Annotated in this window: 13 protein-coding genes; 11 read left to right on the plus strand and 2 right to left on the minus strand. The window is 34.2% G+C overall.

Annotated features, from left to right (window positions below):
- The first annotated feature begins 228 nt into the window (after window positions 1-228).
- From NiCM35_RS01610 to NiCM35_RS01635, 6 genes are all read left to right on the plus strand, one after another.
- A complete protein-coding gene (locus NiCM35_RS01610; protein WP_341122808.1) occupies window positions 229-963 on the plus strand; it encodes an SDR family NAD(P)-dependent oxidoreductase in 735 nt (244 codons plus the stop codon).
- A 161-nt stretch (window positions 964-1,124) separates the two neighbouring features.
- Window positions 1,125-1,766, plus strand: coding sequence for a DUF1349 domain-containing protein (locus tag NiCM35_RS01615; protein WP_123257527.1), 642 nt, complete (start codon window positions 1,125-1,127; stop codon window positions 1,764-1,766).
- A gap of 623 nt (window positions 1,767-2,389) precedes the next feature.
- Window positions 2,390-4,495, plus strand: a complete 2,106-nt coding sequence (locus tag NiCM35_RS01620) for a peptidoglycan D,D-transpeptidase FtsI family protein (RefSeq protein ID WP_433778377.1) — start codon at window positions 2,390-2,392, stop codon at window positions 4,493-4,495.
- A 70-nt stretch (window positions 4,496-4,565) separates the two neighbouring features.
- On the plus strand, window positions 4,566-6,602 hold the full coding sequence (pbp4, locus tag NiCM35_RS01625; RefSeq protein WP_433778379.1) for a penicillin-binding protein PBP4(5): 2,037 nt from the start codon (window positions 4,566-4,568) through the stop codon (window positions 6,600-6,602).
- 65 nt (window positions 6,603-6,667) lie between these two features.
- A complete protein-coding gene (locus NiCM35_RS01630) occupies window positions 6,668-7,057 on the plus strand; it encodes a BlaI/MecI/CopY family transcriptional regulator (protein ID WP_095329304.1) in 390 nt (129 codons plus the stop codon).
- Window positions 7,057-8,847 carry a BlaR1 family beta-lactam sensor/signal transducer gene (locus NiCM35_RS01635; protein ID WP_433778381.1) on the plus strand — a complete coding sequence of 597 codons (1,791 nt, stop codon included), beginning with the start codon at window positions 7,057-7,059 and terminating at the stop codon, window positions 8,845-8,847. Before NiCM35_RS01630 ends, NiCM35_RS01635 begins: the two co-directional genes overlap by 1 nt.
- A 137-nt stretch (window positions 8,848-8,984) precedes the next feature.
- Here NiCM35_RS01635 and NiCM35_RS01640 read toward each other — a convergent pair whose 3' ends face one another.
- Entirely contained in the window at window positions 8,985-9,458 is a 474-nt protein-coding gene (locus tag NiCM35_RS01640; protein WP_095329306.1) for a hypothetical protein, read from the minus strand.
- Window positions 9,459-9,578: 120 nt separating this feature from the next.
- On the opposite strand from NiCM35_RS01640, the gene NiCM35_RS01645 reads away from it, so the two are divergent.
- Window positions 9,579-10,190, plus strand: coding sequence for a CGNR zinc finger domain-containing protein (locus NiCM35_RS01645; protein ID WP_371471312.1), 612 nt, complete (start codon window positions 9,579-9,581; stop codon window positions 10,188-10,190).
- A gap of 646 nt (window positions 10,191-10,836) precedes the next feature.
- Entirely contained in the window at window positions 10,837-11,412 is a 576-nt protein-coding gene (locus tag NiCM35_RS01650) for a GNAT family N-acetyltransferase (RefSeq protein WP_433778475.1), read from the plus strand.
- A 202-nt stretch (window positions 11,413-11,614) separates the two neighbouring features.
- On the opposite strand, the gene NiCM35_RS01655 is transcribed toward NiCM35_RS01650, so the two are convergent.
- Window positions 11,615-13,192, minus strand: coding sequence for an FAD-dependent oxidoreductase (locus tag NiCM35_RS01655; RefSeq protein ID WP_433778384.1), 1,578 nt, complete (start codon window positions 13,190-13,192; stop codon window positions 11,615-11,617).
- A gap of 454 nt (window positions 13,193-13,646) precedes the next feature.
- Here NiCM35_RS01655 and NiCM35_RS01660 point away from each other — a divergent pair, with 454 nt between their 5' ends.
- The 3 genes from NiCM35_RS01660 (at window position 13,647) to asnA (ending at window position 16,212) form a co-directional block, all read left to right on the plus strand.
- Window positions 13,647-14,189 (plus strand): bifunctional transcriptional activator/DNA repair enzyme AdaA, encoded by a 543-nt coding sequence (locus NiCM35_RS01660; protein WP_433778386.1) that lies wholly within the window; start codon window positions 13,647-13,649, stop codon window positions 14,187-14,189.
- A gap of 45 nt (window positions 14,190-14,234) precedes the next feature.
- Window positions 14,235-14,708, plus strand: a complete 474-nt coding sequence (locus NiCM35_RS01665) for a DUF1203 domain-containing protein (RefSeq protein ID WP_095329311.1) — start codon at window positions 14,235-14,237, stop codon at window positions 14,706-14,708.
- A gap of 517 nt (window positions 14,709-15,225) precedes the next feature.
- A complete protein-coding gene (asnA, locus tag NiCM35_RS01670; protein WP_412973417.1) occupies window positions 15,226-16,212 on the plus strand; it encodes an aspartate--ammonia ligase in 987 nt (328 codons plus the stop codon).
- Window positions 16,213-16,293: the final 81 nt, after the last annotated feature.

Genomic DNA, 16,293 nt, shown 5'->3' on the forward strand with positions numbered 1-16,293 from the left:
AGATCCCTCCAAGCAGAAGTTTATTGGAGGGATTTTTTATGGAGATTACGTCAATCAGGGGAATATGCATTTGACAGCTTATAAAACATAAACATAGATGATTCACTTGGAAAGAAAGGTTTCTAATCGACCCTTATAGTATATCTTAATAACCAAATAGTTTATGATAGTAATAATTACAATGAAATATTAGTTAATAAAAATATTGAAAGAAAGGAGTGTTAAAAAATGCTCGAAAATAGAAAAGTTATAATAACAGGTGCAGCCTCTGGGATTGGAAAGGAAAGCGTCAGAAAATGTTTAAATGAAGGTGCTTCCGTCATTGCTTGCGATATTAATAAACACTCCTTGCATAGCTTGAAACAGTCAATGGGTGACTGCTATGATCTACATACGTATCATTTGGATATAAGTAACTATGAAGAGGTTCATAAATTTTTTGTATATATTGATAAAGAGCATTCTGATATAGATGGTTTGGTCAATAATGCAGGAATTTATTTAGCTAAAAATATCTTGGATTATCAAGTAAATGAAATTGATAAAGTTTTAGATGTAAATGTAAAGGGATTTATTTATTTTTCGCAAATGTTTGGTAAGAAATTGATGGAAAGCAAGTCAAATGGAGTAATCGTAAATATGTCTTCCGTGTCAGGCATGGAAGGCAGTTCAGATGCAATTTACGGGCTCTCCAAAGCTGCCATAATAGGGTTAACTAAAAGCTGTGCCATGAATTTCTCACCGTATATTCGAGTTAATGCCGTTGCACCCACGATGGTAGATACATCTATGATGGATACAATACCGAATTGGAGAAAAGAGGCATATCTAAGCCACCAGCTTATTGATAAGCCTGTCTTACCGGAAGATGTGGCTAATACGGTTGTTTTTTTATTATCAGATAAAGCTAAACATTATACTGGTGCCACATTTGATATTAATAATGGAGGATATTTAAGATAAAATATAATATTATGCTTTTGTAGTCTTTGCTAAACAAATAAGGGAATGGCAGTTATAGGAGTATTGTAAGTTATAGGCAAAAGAGAACCTAATATAGTTAAGAATTAATAAAATTTGATTTATGTAATTATAAGATTCGATTTTATTTAGGAGGGGAATCATTGAAGCATAAAAATTGGATATTATATGAGGATTTTGCAGATAAGAGTTTGAATGAAAATCTGGAGTGGCGTTGTGAACCAAAGAAATGGTTTATAGACACGAAATCTTCCCAACTTGTTTTAGAAACAGATCAAGAAACCGATTATTGGCAAAAAACTCACTACGGTTTTGAAGTAGATAATGGCCATTTTCTCTTTACCAAAACTAACAAGAATTTCAGAATGACAACAAGAGTTAAAGCTATTCCAAAATCTAAATATGACCAAGCTGGACTGATGATTCGATTTTCGGAAGAGGTATGGGTGAAAACTTCTCTAGAGTACATTCCAGATGGGTTAAGCAAGCTGGGTGCAGTTGTCACTAATAAGGGCTATTCCGATTGGTCTACTCAATATGTAGACTGTGAAGAAGTTCAAATATATTACCGTATATCCAAAATTGGACAAAATTGTTATGTGGATTTTTCATGGGACGGGGAAGTATGGAACCAAATTAGAATTGCCCACTTAGATGTGGCAGAAAATTCAACTATTTTAGCAGGAGTCTATGCTTGCAGTCCTCAAGGAAGAGAACAAGAAGTTCGTTTTGATTTTATAACAATTGAAGAGCTAAATAATGACCCAGCAACGGCATATTTGTAAGTCAACGATATTTACTATAAAGTATAAGTGTTTTATTTAGATTAGATAAAAGAATTACTATGGCGCATTAATCCAATAAGGGATAATGCTTCTTTTTTGTTCTTGTACGAACGGGGTGTAGTATAGCGCAAGAAGGATGATTTAAAGCAATCTAGAATAGTAAAACGGAGTTATTGTAGGATAGAAAAGAGAAATTCTTCTTGAAAATAGATAAAACCAATGCGGCTTTACATCAACAAGTGGATACTGAGCTTAAAGAGCTAAATGTCGTTTAAATGCTGTCCATGTGGATGAACAGACTTAATTCCTTTCAAATAATAAGCATACAGCTAACGAAAATTTTATAGATTAAAGTACTTTAATCATTTGAAGAGTCATGTTATAGTAAATACTACAAATGTAAAAGATGGGAAGTGATGAATGTAATTTTAAAAAATCTAAATATAGAAAATAAGCTAATTATAGAATTTTATGATCATTAAATGACTAACGAATTATTTTAAATAATTTTTTTAGTTTTAAAAACTACAAATGTAGTATTTAGAGAAAAGAGAATCTATATCCAATATGGAAGAACAAATGTCAAAATACGTATATTCATTGTTATGAAAGGGAGGCTGCCGTTGAAGAAAAAAAAAGAGAGGACAAAGCCATTTGTTTCCTCCTTCCGAATAAATATATTATTTTTAATTGTTTTTTTGCTGTTCTCGCTTCTTATTTTAAGGCTTGGAATTGTGCAAATAGTAAATGGAGAGGACTATAAGCGGGAAGTTGACAGAAAGGAGAATGTAACTGTAAAAATTGCTATGCCGCGTGGGGAAATATTAGATCGAAATGGGAAGTTAATTGTAGGGAATAAGCCGTCTAACGCCATAACGTTCACAAGAGCACAAAATAGTAAAACTGAAGAAATGTTAAAAATTGCAGAAAAGCTAGCGATATTTATTAAAAAGGATTCTAAAGAGGATTTAAAAGCAATAACAGAAAGAGATAAAAAAGATTACTGGATGATAAAACACCCAAATGAAGCAGAAGCGAAAATTACTGTAGCTGACAAGAAAAAGCTTAAACATGATGAACATTACGATACAAAAATTTATCAGCTAACCTTAGACCGTATAACAAGTAAAGAAGTAAACTCATTTACTAAGCAAGAACTAGAAGTATTAGCTATTTATCGTGAAATGAGTAGCGGATATCCGTTAACACCACAGATTATCAAAAAAGATGCTACAACTAAAGAAGTTGCAATGATTAGTGAAAATTTAGATTCCCTGCCTGGTGTTGATACAACGATAGATTGGGATCGCTATAATCTTTATAAAGATACAGAAGGGAATGAAACTTTAGACTCAGTCATTGGTAAAGTCTCCTCTTCTAAAGAAGGCTTGCCTAAAGATTCTATTGATTATTATTTAGCAAGAGGCTATAGCAGAAATGATCGAGTAGGAAAAAGTTATATTGAAAATCAATATGAGGATGTATTGCAAGGGCAGAAAGAAAAAATCAAAAACATAATCGATAAAAACGGAAATATATTAGAGTCTGAAGTTGTGCAAGAAGGAAAACGAGGTGATGATTTAATCCTTTCAATTGATATCGATTTACAGCGGGAGATTGAAAAGATAATTGCAGAAAAAATAGGTAAAGCTAGAATTGGTGAGCCTTATCTCGATCGAACATTTGTTACTGTTATGAATCCGTATTCCGGTGAAGTTCTTTCCATGGCGGGAAAACAATTTGAGCAAAATAAAAAAACAGGTAAAACGGAAGTAAATGATTTTGCATTAGGAAATATAACGACCTCATATGAAATGGGATCAGTTGTGAAAGGAGCTACTGTATTAACGGGTTATCAAACAGGTGCAATTGTTCCAGGTGAGGTACTTAATGATCGACCTTTAAAATTTTTAGGAACGAATGCAAAAAAATCTTGGAATAAGACAGGATTCGGTCCAATTAATGATCTTTATGCATTGAAACGATCTTCTAATGGATATATGTTTTTAACGGCCATGAAATTAGGTGGACAGCAAACCTATATTCCCAATGGACTATTAAGTATTGATAAAGTGTCTGCGATTGAAACATTCAGATACAATTTCTCTCAATTTGGGCTAGGAGTAAGAACAGGAATTGATTTACCTGGTGAACACAGTGGTTATGGTGGCGGTCAAATTCCTCCTGAATCCGGAAAAGTATTAGACTATGCGATTGGGCAGTACGATACATATACTCCATTGCAAATTGTCCAATATATTTCCACTATTGCAAATGGGGGATATCGAATCCAGCCGCATATTGCCAAGGAAGTACGTGAACCTAACCAAGCAAATGAATTGGGACCTATTATTCAGGAAATGGAACCAAAGGTGTACAATAAAATTGACATGAAGGAAGAGTGGATTAAACGTGTGCAGCTTGGCTTTAAGCAAGTAGTGAATGAGCCACTTGGAACCGGATATGGAATAAAGAACAAAGAATATAAGATTGCTGGGAAAACAGGGACTGCACAGGCGTTATATAATGGCCCGTTACCACATAGCCAAGGCCTAATGCTCTGGAATATTACATTTGGAGGGTATGCACCTTATGATCACCCGGAAATTGCTGTTTCTGTCACTGTCCCTTGGTTACGAACAGACCAATCACATGTTAATTTAGAAATAGCGAATGATGTGTTTAAAGCTTACTTTGAACTAAAGGAAAAGCGGTATGATTCTGAATAATTATTGTGTTTAATTTACCTTAATTACTACAAATGTAGTAATTAAGTGCAAGGAAATGAGGGGAAGAGAGTTGAGTAGCAGAGTAGAAAGAAAAAAGAGAAGAATCAGACCCTATATCATATTGATATTGATCTCTTTAGCTGGGATTATCAGTTTAAGTCTATATATGATTACGAATAATAGTGAGAATAGCCAAGGACAAAAAGCTGCTAATGCCTTTATTCAAATATTAGTGAACAAAGAGTATGAAAAATTAGGAGAAGTTCTCGAAAAAGACTCATACGACTCATTAGGTTATACGTTGAAGGAAGTGATCGACAAATATGATCATATATTTAATGGAATTAATATTGATGGGATTCACGCATCCAATATGGACCTAAAAAGAATTAATCGCAATGAGCAAGAGTTAACCTATCAATTAAGCTTAACAACTCCTTTAGGTAGATTAGATAAAATTAATTACCAAGCAAGGATTATCAAATCAGGAGATCAGTATTTGATAAAATGGGACCCTTCATTAATTTTTCCTAATATGGAGGGAAAAGATAAGGTAGCTTTTCATCAATGGAGAGCAGAACGTGGAGAAATTAAAGATCGCCTTGGCAATGGCATTGCCGTGAATGAAAACTTTAAGGAGGCAGGGATTGTTCCGAAAGACTTACTCAAAGGAAATGAAAAAACGAAGCGACTGCAAAACATTAGCAAACAATTAAATATATCTATAGAAGAGATTCAACAAAAACTGAAACAAGGATGGGTAAAGGATAACCTATTTGTTCCTCTTAAAATTATCGAAGCCAATAATGCGGAAGTCATACCTGGGATTTCCTATCAAAATACGAACCTCCGTTATTACCCTTTAAAAGAAGCTGCGGCACATTTAATTGGTTATATCGGAGAAGTAACAAGGGAAGATTTAGATAAAAATTCTGATTTGAAAGAAGGAGACATGATAGGGAAAGCCGGATTAGAAAGAGCTCTTGATAAAGAGCTGCGTGGGATAGATGGTGGAGAAATTCTGATTGTCGATGAAAATGGCAAAACCAAGCAAACAATTCAAAAAGCTGAAAAAATAGATGGAAAAGATATTAAACTAACCATTGATGCTTATATTCAAATGGAGGCATACAATCATTTGAAAGAAAATCCAGGTTCTACTGTAGTCATGAATCCGAAAGAAGGTGGTCTTTATGCTGTAGTTAGCTCTCCTTCATACGATCCGAACAAAATGGTTCGTGGCATATCACAGAATGAATATGATAAATATGCTAAGGATGAAAACAAGCCATTTCTTTCAAGGTTTGCTTCAGCTTATGCTCCAGGCTCCACTTTTAAAACGATTACAGCTAGTATCGGGATTGATGCGGGTGTGACATATCCAGAAAAGCGAAGAATAATAAATGGGTTTAGTTGGCAAAAGGATAAATCTTGGGGAGGGTATTCCGTTACTCGTGTTTCTAATGTACAACATGTCGATATGAGAAAGGCACTTATTTATTCCGATAATATTTATTTTGCTCAAGAAACGTTAGAACTGGGAGAAAAAACGTTTCGAAATGGGCTGGATAAATTTATCTTTGGCGAGGAATTAGATTTACCAATCGCAATGAATCCAGCGCAAATTTCAAATCACAGGACATTTAATTCAGATATCCTTCTTGCTGATACAGGATATGGACAAGGAGAATTATTACTTTCACCTATTCAACAAGCTGCCATGTATTCTGTTTTCCAAAACGAAGGAAAAATCGTTTATCCGAGATTGCTAGAAGACAATAGCAGGCCAAAAACTAAATCAGCGATTACCCCTTCAACAGCAAATGAAATGAGAACCTTTTTAGAAGCTGTTGTGAGCAACCCAAATGGAACGGCTCATCTACTCTATAATCAACAGTATCAGTTAGCAGCCAAAACGGGTACCGCTGAATTAAAGATGAACCAAGGAGAGAAAGGGGATGAAAATAGCTTTTTACTAGCTTTTGATACAGGGAATGATCAGTTTCTTTTACTTTCATTAGTGGAACACTATTCAAAAGGTGGTTCGGCTACTCAATTAAATAAATCATTCATTGATGAGTTGTATGAATATTTTCAGTCCTTCTGATGCTTTAATAATTTGGGTCAACCTGCTATAATAAATACTACAAATGTAAAAGCAGGAGGGTCATGATGAAGGAAATTCCGCAAATTTCTGAAGCTGAATATGAAGTGATGAAGGTAGTCTGGAACTATGAACCGATTTCCACTCCTGAAATCGTGGAGAAAGTATTAAAAAATAGCGATTGGAAGCCGAATACAATTCATACAATGCTTGTACGTCTAGTGAAGAAAAAAGTATTACAAACAAGAAAAGATGGCAGAGCATTTATTTATACATCACTTGTTAAAGAGAACGAATATGTGGAACAGAAAAGTAAATCTTTCCTGAAACAATTTTTTGGTGGTACATTAAACTCAATGGTATTAAATTTTATTGAAAATGAACAGCTATCAAAGGAAGACATTTCAGAACTAAAGAGCATCTTAGCTGAGAGGGATAAGAAAGAAGGGGAAAAATAATGGTTGTAACCCGGTTATTATTAAGTACGCTTGTTGTATCCCTCCTTATTTTAATAATTCTGTTAAGCAAAAGAGTATTTTACAACCAGTTATCCCAGCAATCACATTATAAAATTTGGTATTTTCTTTTTGCTCCAATAATTACTTGCGTGATTCCATGGGATTTTTTACGGTTTCAAGAAATATTTCAATATATGCAAAACTTACTATTCAACGAGAAAGAGATAACTAGGGGCAATCAAACGTTCAGTGGTTTGGACATTTCACAGACATCCAATCATGATTTTTTGAATGATTTCTCTATTTCTGTGAATAAAACAAATACAGAATTTTTTCAACAGTTCTTTTTTGTAATTTGGATCATTGGCATCATGGTTTTCATTGCGAGTGCCATTTATGCAATTTATCAAATTAGGCAAATTAAAAAGTCATCTACGAGCATTAAAGATCAAAATATAAATGAATTGTTAGAAGAGTGCAAGGAGATTGTCGGGGTAAAAAGAAAAATAATTTTACGGGAGACCGCGCTTATTAACTCTCCTATTACATTAGGATTGTGGAAGCCATATGTATTTTTACCCCAAAAAACAAAAGAAGAATTCTCGTTAAGTAAAATAAAATATGTCTTTTTACATGAATTATGCCATCAAAAAAGTAAAGATAGTTTCGTTAATTACCTAATGTGGTTAGTTCAAATTATTTATTGGTTTAATCCATTAGTATGGCTGGCTTTAAAAAAAATGCGAATCGATCGAGAGTTAGCATGTGATGCTTCTGTTCTAAGTCTTTTGGATGAAAGTAGATACACCGAATATGGCTATACAATCATTCATTTTGCGGATAAAAAGTTTAACCGACCATATAAACAGTTTTCCACTGGAATAGGAGGAACGAAAGAACAACTTAAACGACGAATTCAGAGTATAGCTAACTATAGAGTGGATTCTCCATTACTAAAATGGAAGAGTAAAGTTATTTATGCACTATTGGCAATGGTTGTGTTACTCTTTACTTCGCTTTCCTCTGCACTCGCTAGTTCAGACGATAAGTATCATTTTAATGAGAAAAATGTTACTTATGAAGATCTTAGTTCTTATTTTAATGGGTATAAGGGTAGTTTTGTTCTATATGATCCTATCAAAAAACAATATCAAATATATAATCGTGAAATGAGTGAACAGAGGGTTTCCCCAAATAGCACATATAAAATTTATTCTGCATTATTCGCTTTAGAAACGAATGTAATTTCCACTACAAGCAACGAGCAATTGTGGGATGGAACGGCATATCCTTTTGAAAAATGGAATACCAATCAGAATTTATCAACCGCTTTGGAAAATTCTGTTAACTGGTATTTTCAACAACTTGATCGTGAAGTTGGGAAGAAAAAGCTACAAAGTTATTTTCACAAACTAAACTACGGGAATGAAAATCTGTCAGGTAATATAGATAACTATTGGATGGAATCTTCTTTGAAAATTTCTCCAATTGAGCAAGTTCAATTATTATTTGCATTAGAAGAAAATAAATTGGGCTTTAAAGAGGAAAATATTCGTTCAGTAAATAATGCTATTTTCATAGATGAACAAAAGCAGGCACAGCTATATGGAAAAACAGGAACTGGTACAATCAATGGAAAAGAAATAAATGGTTGGTTTGTTGGCTTTGTGAAAAAAGATGGCTATAGTTATTATTTTTCGATAAATATTCAAAATAAAACTGGAAAAGCCAATGGAAAAAAGGCGGCTAATATTGCAAAGCGAATATTACATGACAAAAATATTTTCTAAATAAACCTAGTATGATACATGAAAATTATAGCGGCTTGAATATTTTAAAGAAGACTAGATTAAATACCTTTACTTTTTTGGAAGAGTCTGTCACTAAGGGATACATATGTCTCTTTAGTGACAGGCTTTTTTCTGAATTATGTTTGGTTTGGGACTTTAATCGATTTTATCATCTGTCGTATTGATCCGAGATGGTAGGCGGAGTGAGCGAGCGCCCCCAACAAACCATTTGATGTTTGTTTATCTAAGGAGCGAAGAGAATCAATCTTTTTTATTAGTTTTGTGTATTCTTGTTGAAGTTCGTCAGTAAATTGAGCCCATGTGATTTTATCAACGGTTGTGATTTTCCATGATGCTCCCCAGTCCTTACTGGGTACTTCCCCATTTAAGTAAGAGTTCGCAACCCATAAGTAATAGCGTGTATGATCTGTTTGTGCGGCGATTGTCGTACCGTTGACAGGTAATGAAGCATCTTCTGCCGATATCTTTTCAAGTGTTCCGAATAAACCACTACCAGGTTTTGCTTCTGTGTACCAGCTTGCGTTTTTTTCAGGTCCATCATATGTTTCCTTCAACAATGTTCTAACAGCTACCAACATCGGATTGTCCATCTCAGTACCTCCTAAATTTAGTGTTTAACCATCAAAAATACTTTTGATGGTTAAATTATAGCTGGGTTGATTCTAACTGTCAATTTGTATTATGATAGTTATAGTAAAGGAGCTTTGAATATGTCGGAAATGAATTCTTATATGATGGTCGGAGAACGTTTGTGTATGGATTTTATCAATACCGTCAGTTGGCGTGAAAGTGATGAGAAAAGGCGGGATTGGTTTACGAGTTACGCTAAAATAGTCGATTGGTGCATCCATGCTGACGTCTTGACCGAGCAACAAGCAAAAGTACTTCTTTTAAAGGCTGAGGAGAAACCGTCTGAAGCGGGAGAAGTTCTAAAGCAGACTATCGAAATGCGGGAAGTCATGTATCGAATCTTCAAGTCCGTTTCAAAGGGGACACCGCCACAACCGCTTGACCTTGAATGTTTCAATGAATCTGTAAGTAAATTCTATCAAACTTTGCGTGTAATCCAGGAAAAGGATCATTACACATTGAAGTTCATGGATAACGAGGAAAACTTGGACACTATGCTGCCTCCAATTTTGCAATCTGCTGTTGATTTACTTGTTTCTAAAAACGATTTAGAACGAGTCAAAAAATGTGAGGGAGATTCTTGTGGATGGTTATTTTTTGATACGAGTCGGAACAGGAGCCGCCGCTGGTGTTCAATGGCTGATTGCGGCAATCGAGCTAAAGCCCGCCGATTTTATCAAAAAGAAAAATGATTAAATTTTCTCTGTCTAGAAATAGTAATTGGACAGGCAGGAAATAAAAGTGGTTTTCAATGATTATTGACTTGCTTAATAAATAAATCGTAGCTTATAAGCTATATCATCCATTTTGGTGATTGCCCCTTGGGTGAAGCGATAGAAATACGAGCAAACCATGAAGGCATAATTATCCATTCTGATCAATGCAGCGTCTACGCTTCTTATACATATCAAAAAATAGGATTAAAGAAAAAATTTAGTCATTAGTATGTCACGCCGAGGGACTATTGGGAAAACACAGTCATTGAGTCTTTTCATTCGAATGTAAAATTAGAGAGGTTTCAAAGAAGTAACAGAACATGTAGAACAATTTATGAGGATCATAACGAAAAAACATAGGCTGCCCCATTTGGCTAGGTCAGTCTAATTTAAAAATATAATTTTTTTAACTTTTGCAGTTTCTAATAACCTCTGTTATAAAGTTGCCGGATATCCTAGACTAGAACTTTCATTAACTGCCCGAAAGGAATCCTGAAAAGTGTACGCTATTTAATCTATATCTTTTATGCTTCTTTTTTGTTCTGGTACTACCAGGGATAGTTAGTTACACAAAGAATATAATAAATACAATCATAATTTAAGTATTATAGGGGGAATTTATATAAATCCCATTTTATTAGATATTCCGTTACGAATCGAAACAGATAGACTTATTCTTCGAGCACCACATCAAGCTGGTGACGGGGATGTCGTATTTCATGCTATAAAGGATTCATTTCATGAGTTAAAGCAATGGTTAAGCTTATTCCAAACAATTCCTACTGTGGATGAAATTGAAATTATCTTGAGAAATGCCCATATTGATTTTCTGAAAAGAGAAAGCTTTCGTTATCTTATCTTTCATAAGGAAACTAAAGAATTTATTGGAACTGCTAGCCTTCACGGAATTAATTGGAAGATTGCTAAATGTGAAATTGGATACTGGATTAATACAACATATACTGGCAATGGATATATGACAGAAGCAGTAAGAGCGTTAATTAATCATGGCTTTCAACAACTCAAATTTAGCAGGATTGGAATAAGATGTGAATCAACAAATGTTAAAAGTCGTTCAATTCCAGAAAAACTAGGTTTTAAATTAGAAGGAACCTTAAGAAATGATGATTTATCTGCGGATGGTAGCAGGCTAACTGACATTTGTATTTATTCAATAATAAAAGAAAATCACCCTTGAATTAATGGGTGATTTTGTCAATAAACTAGGCTGTTTTTTGATATAGTAAAGCTATATTACTAAATTTAATGATATGTTCATTATACGAGTTTGATAGAAAACTAAGATTACTTCTGAGTGAGAATAAAATTAATAGGAAGCTAAATAAAAAAAGTAGGTAAAAACAACTGAAGATCGTTTAGCTGTTTTCACCCTAGTTTTGTTAATAACCGGAGTCTTCTGAGGTAAGGTTATCGGTCATTTTATAATCATATTTTTTTAATGGCTTTTCAGCGGGTCCTTCAAGCACTTCCCCTGTATACGAGAACCTAGAACCATGGCACGGGCAATCCCAAGATCGTTCACCATCATTCCATGCAACCTCACACCCCATGTGCGTACAAGTTGTATCGACAATATGAAGCTTACCCTCTTTATCTCTATACGCTCCTTTTTTGTGCCCATTAATTTCAATAACAGCTCCCTCATCATGGGATAGGTTATTAATATCGTTCTGAGGAATTTCCAACTTTCCTTTAATTAGGTGACTGACAACGTTCGCATTTTGCGTTAAGAAATTTTTTAGACTTGGATTCAAATTGAAACGAGAAGGAGAATACAATTTTTGGTACTTGTTCTTTTTACCAAGTACGGTATCTCGGAATAAAAGCGCAGCTGCAGTTCCGTTTGTCATTCCCCATTTCCGGTATCCAGTAGCGATTAAAATATTTTTTTGACCGGAAGTAATTTCGCCAATATATGGAATTTTATCCAGAGTAGTTAGATCTTGCGCTGACCATCGGTAGGTAATATTCTCAATTCCGAATACTTTTTGACCAAAAGTCTCTAAGGCCTCGTAATGCTTCAATGTTTCTCCACCTTGTCCTGTTTTATGACTTTCTCCAGAAATGAGAATCATTTCTTCTCCATTAATTATTGCATAGCGTAGAGATCTTTTCGGCTCATCTGCACTAATATACATACCACCTGGATAGTCTGTTTTTGCTTTTGCAGCAATAATATAAGAACGGTCTGCATGCATTCTTGTAGAATAAAGTCCAGCACCTTCATAAAAAGGGAAATGAGAACAGGCAAGAACATATTTCGCTGTAATTCGTGCTCCTCCACGGGTAAGAACTGCGGGGTGTTCGCCAGTATCGATATTTACAGCTGTTGTATTTTCAAAGATGTATCCTCCTTTTTCGGTGATTATTTTGGTAAGATGAGCCAAGTATTTAAGTGGATGGAATTGTGCTTGATTTTCCATAACAAGTGCATTATATATTTCTAAATCGAAAGGAAGTTTGTTTATAAGTTTGCCTTCAATATGAAGCTCCTCATAGGCTTCTGCTTCTTTTTCTAGTTTACGCGCATATTCCTCTGTTGTGCTATACACATAGGCATCTTGATGAGTGAAATCACAATCAATTTGATGCTTATTAACCGTTTCTTGAATGAATTCTAAAGCATCGGTGTTCGCCTCATAATATAATCTTGCCGTGTCTTTCCCAGCATAGCGGATTAATTCATCATAAATTAAATCGTGCTGGGCAGTGATTTTAGCTGTGGTATGTCCCGTTGTTCCGTTCAGTAATTTGTCTGCTTCGATTATAGCAACTTTCAGACCTTCATTTACCAACAGATAGGCGGAAGTAATGCCTGTAATTCCGCCACCAACAATAGCTACATCAACTTGCATGTCATCCTCAAGGCAGGGGTACTCAGGTAAATGAATAGTGTTAGTCCAATAAGATTCGGTGTTAGGTGGTAATTTTTCCTTATAATTAGCGTTTTCGGCCACTTTAACTCCTCCATTTAATAGTTATTAACATTATTATTTCCGTTTACTAGAAGGATAAACTTTTAGTTTGGAAAAACGTGAACTTTTTCACCGATTGTAATGTGGAATAAATGATTTTATGACCTATTTTTATGCGTATTTTGGCTGTATCACTATAAGTCCTAATATGTAAACATGACTAAAAGAGAAGGATAAAAAATATTAACAGCTTGTTATTAAAATCAATTCGTTAAAAAATGAGATATGTTAGTCAAAATTGTTGGAATTTTAAATAGAAGAGAATAAAGAATATGATGGATTTATACATTTGTTCCGATATTATTGATCTTATCTAAATAAAAATAGGTTGGTTAAAAACAGGAAGAAGTTTCTGCTATAACAGATATATAATAAATAAAGGAAGTAAAAGATAGGAGGTAATGAATGGATGATTTGGGAAGAAAAATGAAAAGCAGTGAGTACCTGTAATAATTATTATGATGGCATGTTTTACTATGCAGTCATTACAACAGGAATCTTCTGTAGGCCATCCTGTAAAGCCAAGACACCCTTGCAGAAGAACATTATTTTCTTCGATTCCATAAAGGATGCACTAAAGAATGGGTTTAGACCATGTAAAATGTGTAGACCAGATCTTAGTGAAACAATTTACGACCCAAATAAAGATTTGGTAGAGAGAGTAAAAGAACTAATTTCTAACAACTACAGTAAATCTTTTGAAACTAAGAAAATAGCACCGATGCTTGGGGTGAGTAATAATCATCTAGTTAGACTTTTTAAACAGTATTATGGCAAGACAATTTCTGAATACTTAATTGAGTTGAGATTAAAAGAAGCAACTAGGTTGTTGACTCGTACAGATACAGAAATTACGAAAGTCGCCTTTGAAGCTGGCTTTCAAAGTATGTCTAATTTTTACAAGATTTTTAAAACGAGAACAGGCTTAACACCAAAAGAATATAGAATGAAGTGTTTATATGGTAGTTATTACATATAATGCATTATTCCCTCTAGATAAATTTAAACTGAAGGAGATAAGTATATGAGAAATAATTTTCAATTCATTGCGTTACAAGATAATGAGTTTAATGACCTATTCTTAATGGATGAAGAAGAACTAATAAATATTGGAGCAGTCAAAATGATAGCAGATAAGAAGCCTGGATTTCCTTGCAGGGTAAGCTTGAAGGATGCAGAAATAGGAGAAGAAGTTATATTATTGAATTACCAATATCATTTTGTTAATTCACCTTATAAAGCAAATGGACCCATATTTATACGAAAAGAAGCAACTACCGCTATGTTAGATGTAAATGAAATTCCGGATATCATATATCATAGGCTTCTTTCTTTACGCGGTTACAATATTGACGCAATGTTAGTAGATGCTAGGGTTACAGAAGGTGTGAATGTGAGGGAAATGATAGATGATGTATTTGATAATGAAGAAGTAGCATATATTCACATTCATTACGCTAAACCAGGATGTTATAGTTGCCTCGTTAAAAGAATGTAAAATGATATGAATCATTTTATTACTGAAACTCAAGCTTCAAAAATTTCTAATAATAAACGTCTAAAACGCTGATACATAAGGGATTAGATGTTTTCTTTATTATACCTTATTTAAGGTTAAGAAGGAAAAGAAGGAGTCCGGTTAATTCTATTAATCTAAGACTTTCTAGCTAGTGAGGATTCTAATTGGTTAACAGAGCAAACCATTCGGTATAAAGGAGTTATAGGTAAACAATTTTTCGGAGAGATTGCTTTTTTAGCAGTCTCTTTTGTTGAAATAATTAGCATAGTTAACGGATCTTTTCTAATACAAGTTCCTTTAGTAATCTGTATCGAATTATGTCTTAACTGGCAAGTGTTAAGGGGAATTAATCCTCTGAATCAATAATTAGGCAGGAGCGGATATCAACTGGAGGATTCCATCATATAGTAAACAGAATAAAAACCCAATTATAAAGAACAACCCTAGATATAAATGGAGGTACTTTTCTATGAATGAATCACTTATTGTTCCAAGTATATATCAACCTAATTTGAACTTTATCGAAACCCAAATCGCTATAAATAAATTAAAACATCACTTTGAGAATCACTTTTCTAAAGAGTTAAATTTAACAAAGATTTCCGCCCCGATTATATTAAAGGCAGGAAGTGGTATTAATGATAATTTAAATGGAGTAGAGCGCATTGTTACTTTTAATGCAATGGATGTGGAACATTCACAAATAGAAATAGTTCAATCATTGGCCAAGTGGAAGAGAATGGCCCTAGGACAGTATGGATTTAGTTATGGTGAAGGGTTATACACTGATATGAATGCAATTAGGAGAGATGAGGTTTTAGACAATCTACACTCTATGTTTGTTGATCAATGGGACTGGGAGAAAGTTATCAGCTTCGATGAACGTCAGTTAGCGACTCTAAAATTAGAGGTCCAAAAAATTTATAGTGCTATAAAGTCTTCGGAAGATTTCTTATATACGTTATATCCTCGTATCGAACCCACACTGCCAGAAAATATTCATTTTATTACGACACAAGATCTTGAGGATATATATCCATCTCTAACACCAAAACAGCGGGAAGATGAAATAGCCAAGGAGTTTGGGGCAGTTTTCATTATGAAGATTGGAGGGGAATTGTTATCTGGTATCAAGCATGATGGACGTTCGCCTGATTATGATGACTGGAATCTAAACGGAGATATTATTTTATGGTATCCTCTGTTAGAAAAGTCTATCGAGATATCTTCTATGGGGATACGTGTGGATGAGAAGACACTTTTGCAACAATTAAAATGCTCAAAGAATGAAAATCGGAAAGATCTAGAATATCACCAAGGCATACTAAATAAAAGACTTCCGTATACAATCGGTGGCGGGATAGGCCAATCGAGATTAATGATGTTTCTGTTAAAGAAAGCACATATTGGCGAAGTTCAAGTATCTGTTTGGAATGATGCTATTATTACTGCTTGTAAAGAAAGTAATATACCGCTTTTGTAATTTTTTTAGGCAAGGGCAGAATATCAAGTTTACACAACCAGAGTTAGAGAATTTTGCTAAGCTGCGGATTAGATACTAAAA

The sequence above is a fragment of the Niallia sp. M35 genome, from assembly GCF_050971705.1.
In the GTDB taxonomy this organism is placed as follows: domain Bacteria; phylum Bacillota; class Bacilli; order Bacillales; family Cytobacillaceae; genus Niallia; species Niallia circulans_A.

What these genes read in the sequence shown, in the direction of transcription:
- NiCM35_RS01645 (WP_371471312.1), top strand. Translation starts at nt 9,579, where the DNA reads ATGTCGGAAATGAATTCTTATATGATGGTCGGAGAACGTTTGTGTATG.
- NiCM35_RS01640 (WP_095329306.1), bottom strand. Translation starts at nt 9,458, where the DNA reads ATGGACAATCCGATGTTGGTAGCTGTTAGAACATTGTTGAAGGAAACA.
- NiCM35_RS01635 (WP_433778381.1), top strand. Translation starts at nt 7,057, where the DNA reads ATGGTTGTAACCCGGTTATTATTAAGTACGCTTGTTGTATCCCTCCTT.
- NiCM35_RS01665 (WP_095329311.1), top strand. Translation starts at nt 14,235, where the DNA reads ATGAGAAATAATTTTCAATTCATTGCGTTACAAGATAATGAGTTTAAT.
- NiCM35_RS01630 (WP_095329304.1), top strand. Translation starts at nt 6,668, where the DNA reads ATGAAGGAAATTCCGCAAATTTCTGAAGCTGAATATGAAGTGATGAAG.
- NiCM35_RS01610 (WP_341122808.1), top strand. Translation starts at nt 229, where the DNA reads ATGCTCGAAAATAGAAAAGTTATAATAACAGGTGCAGCCTCTGGGATT.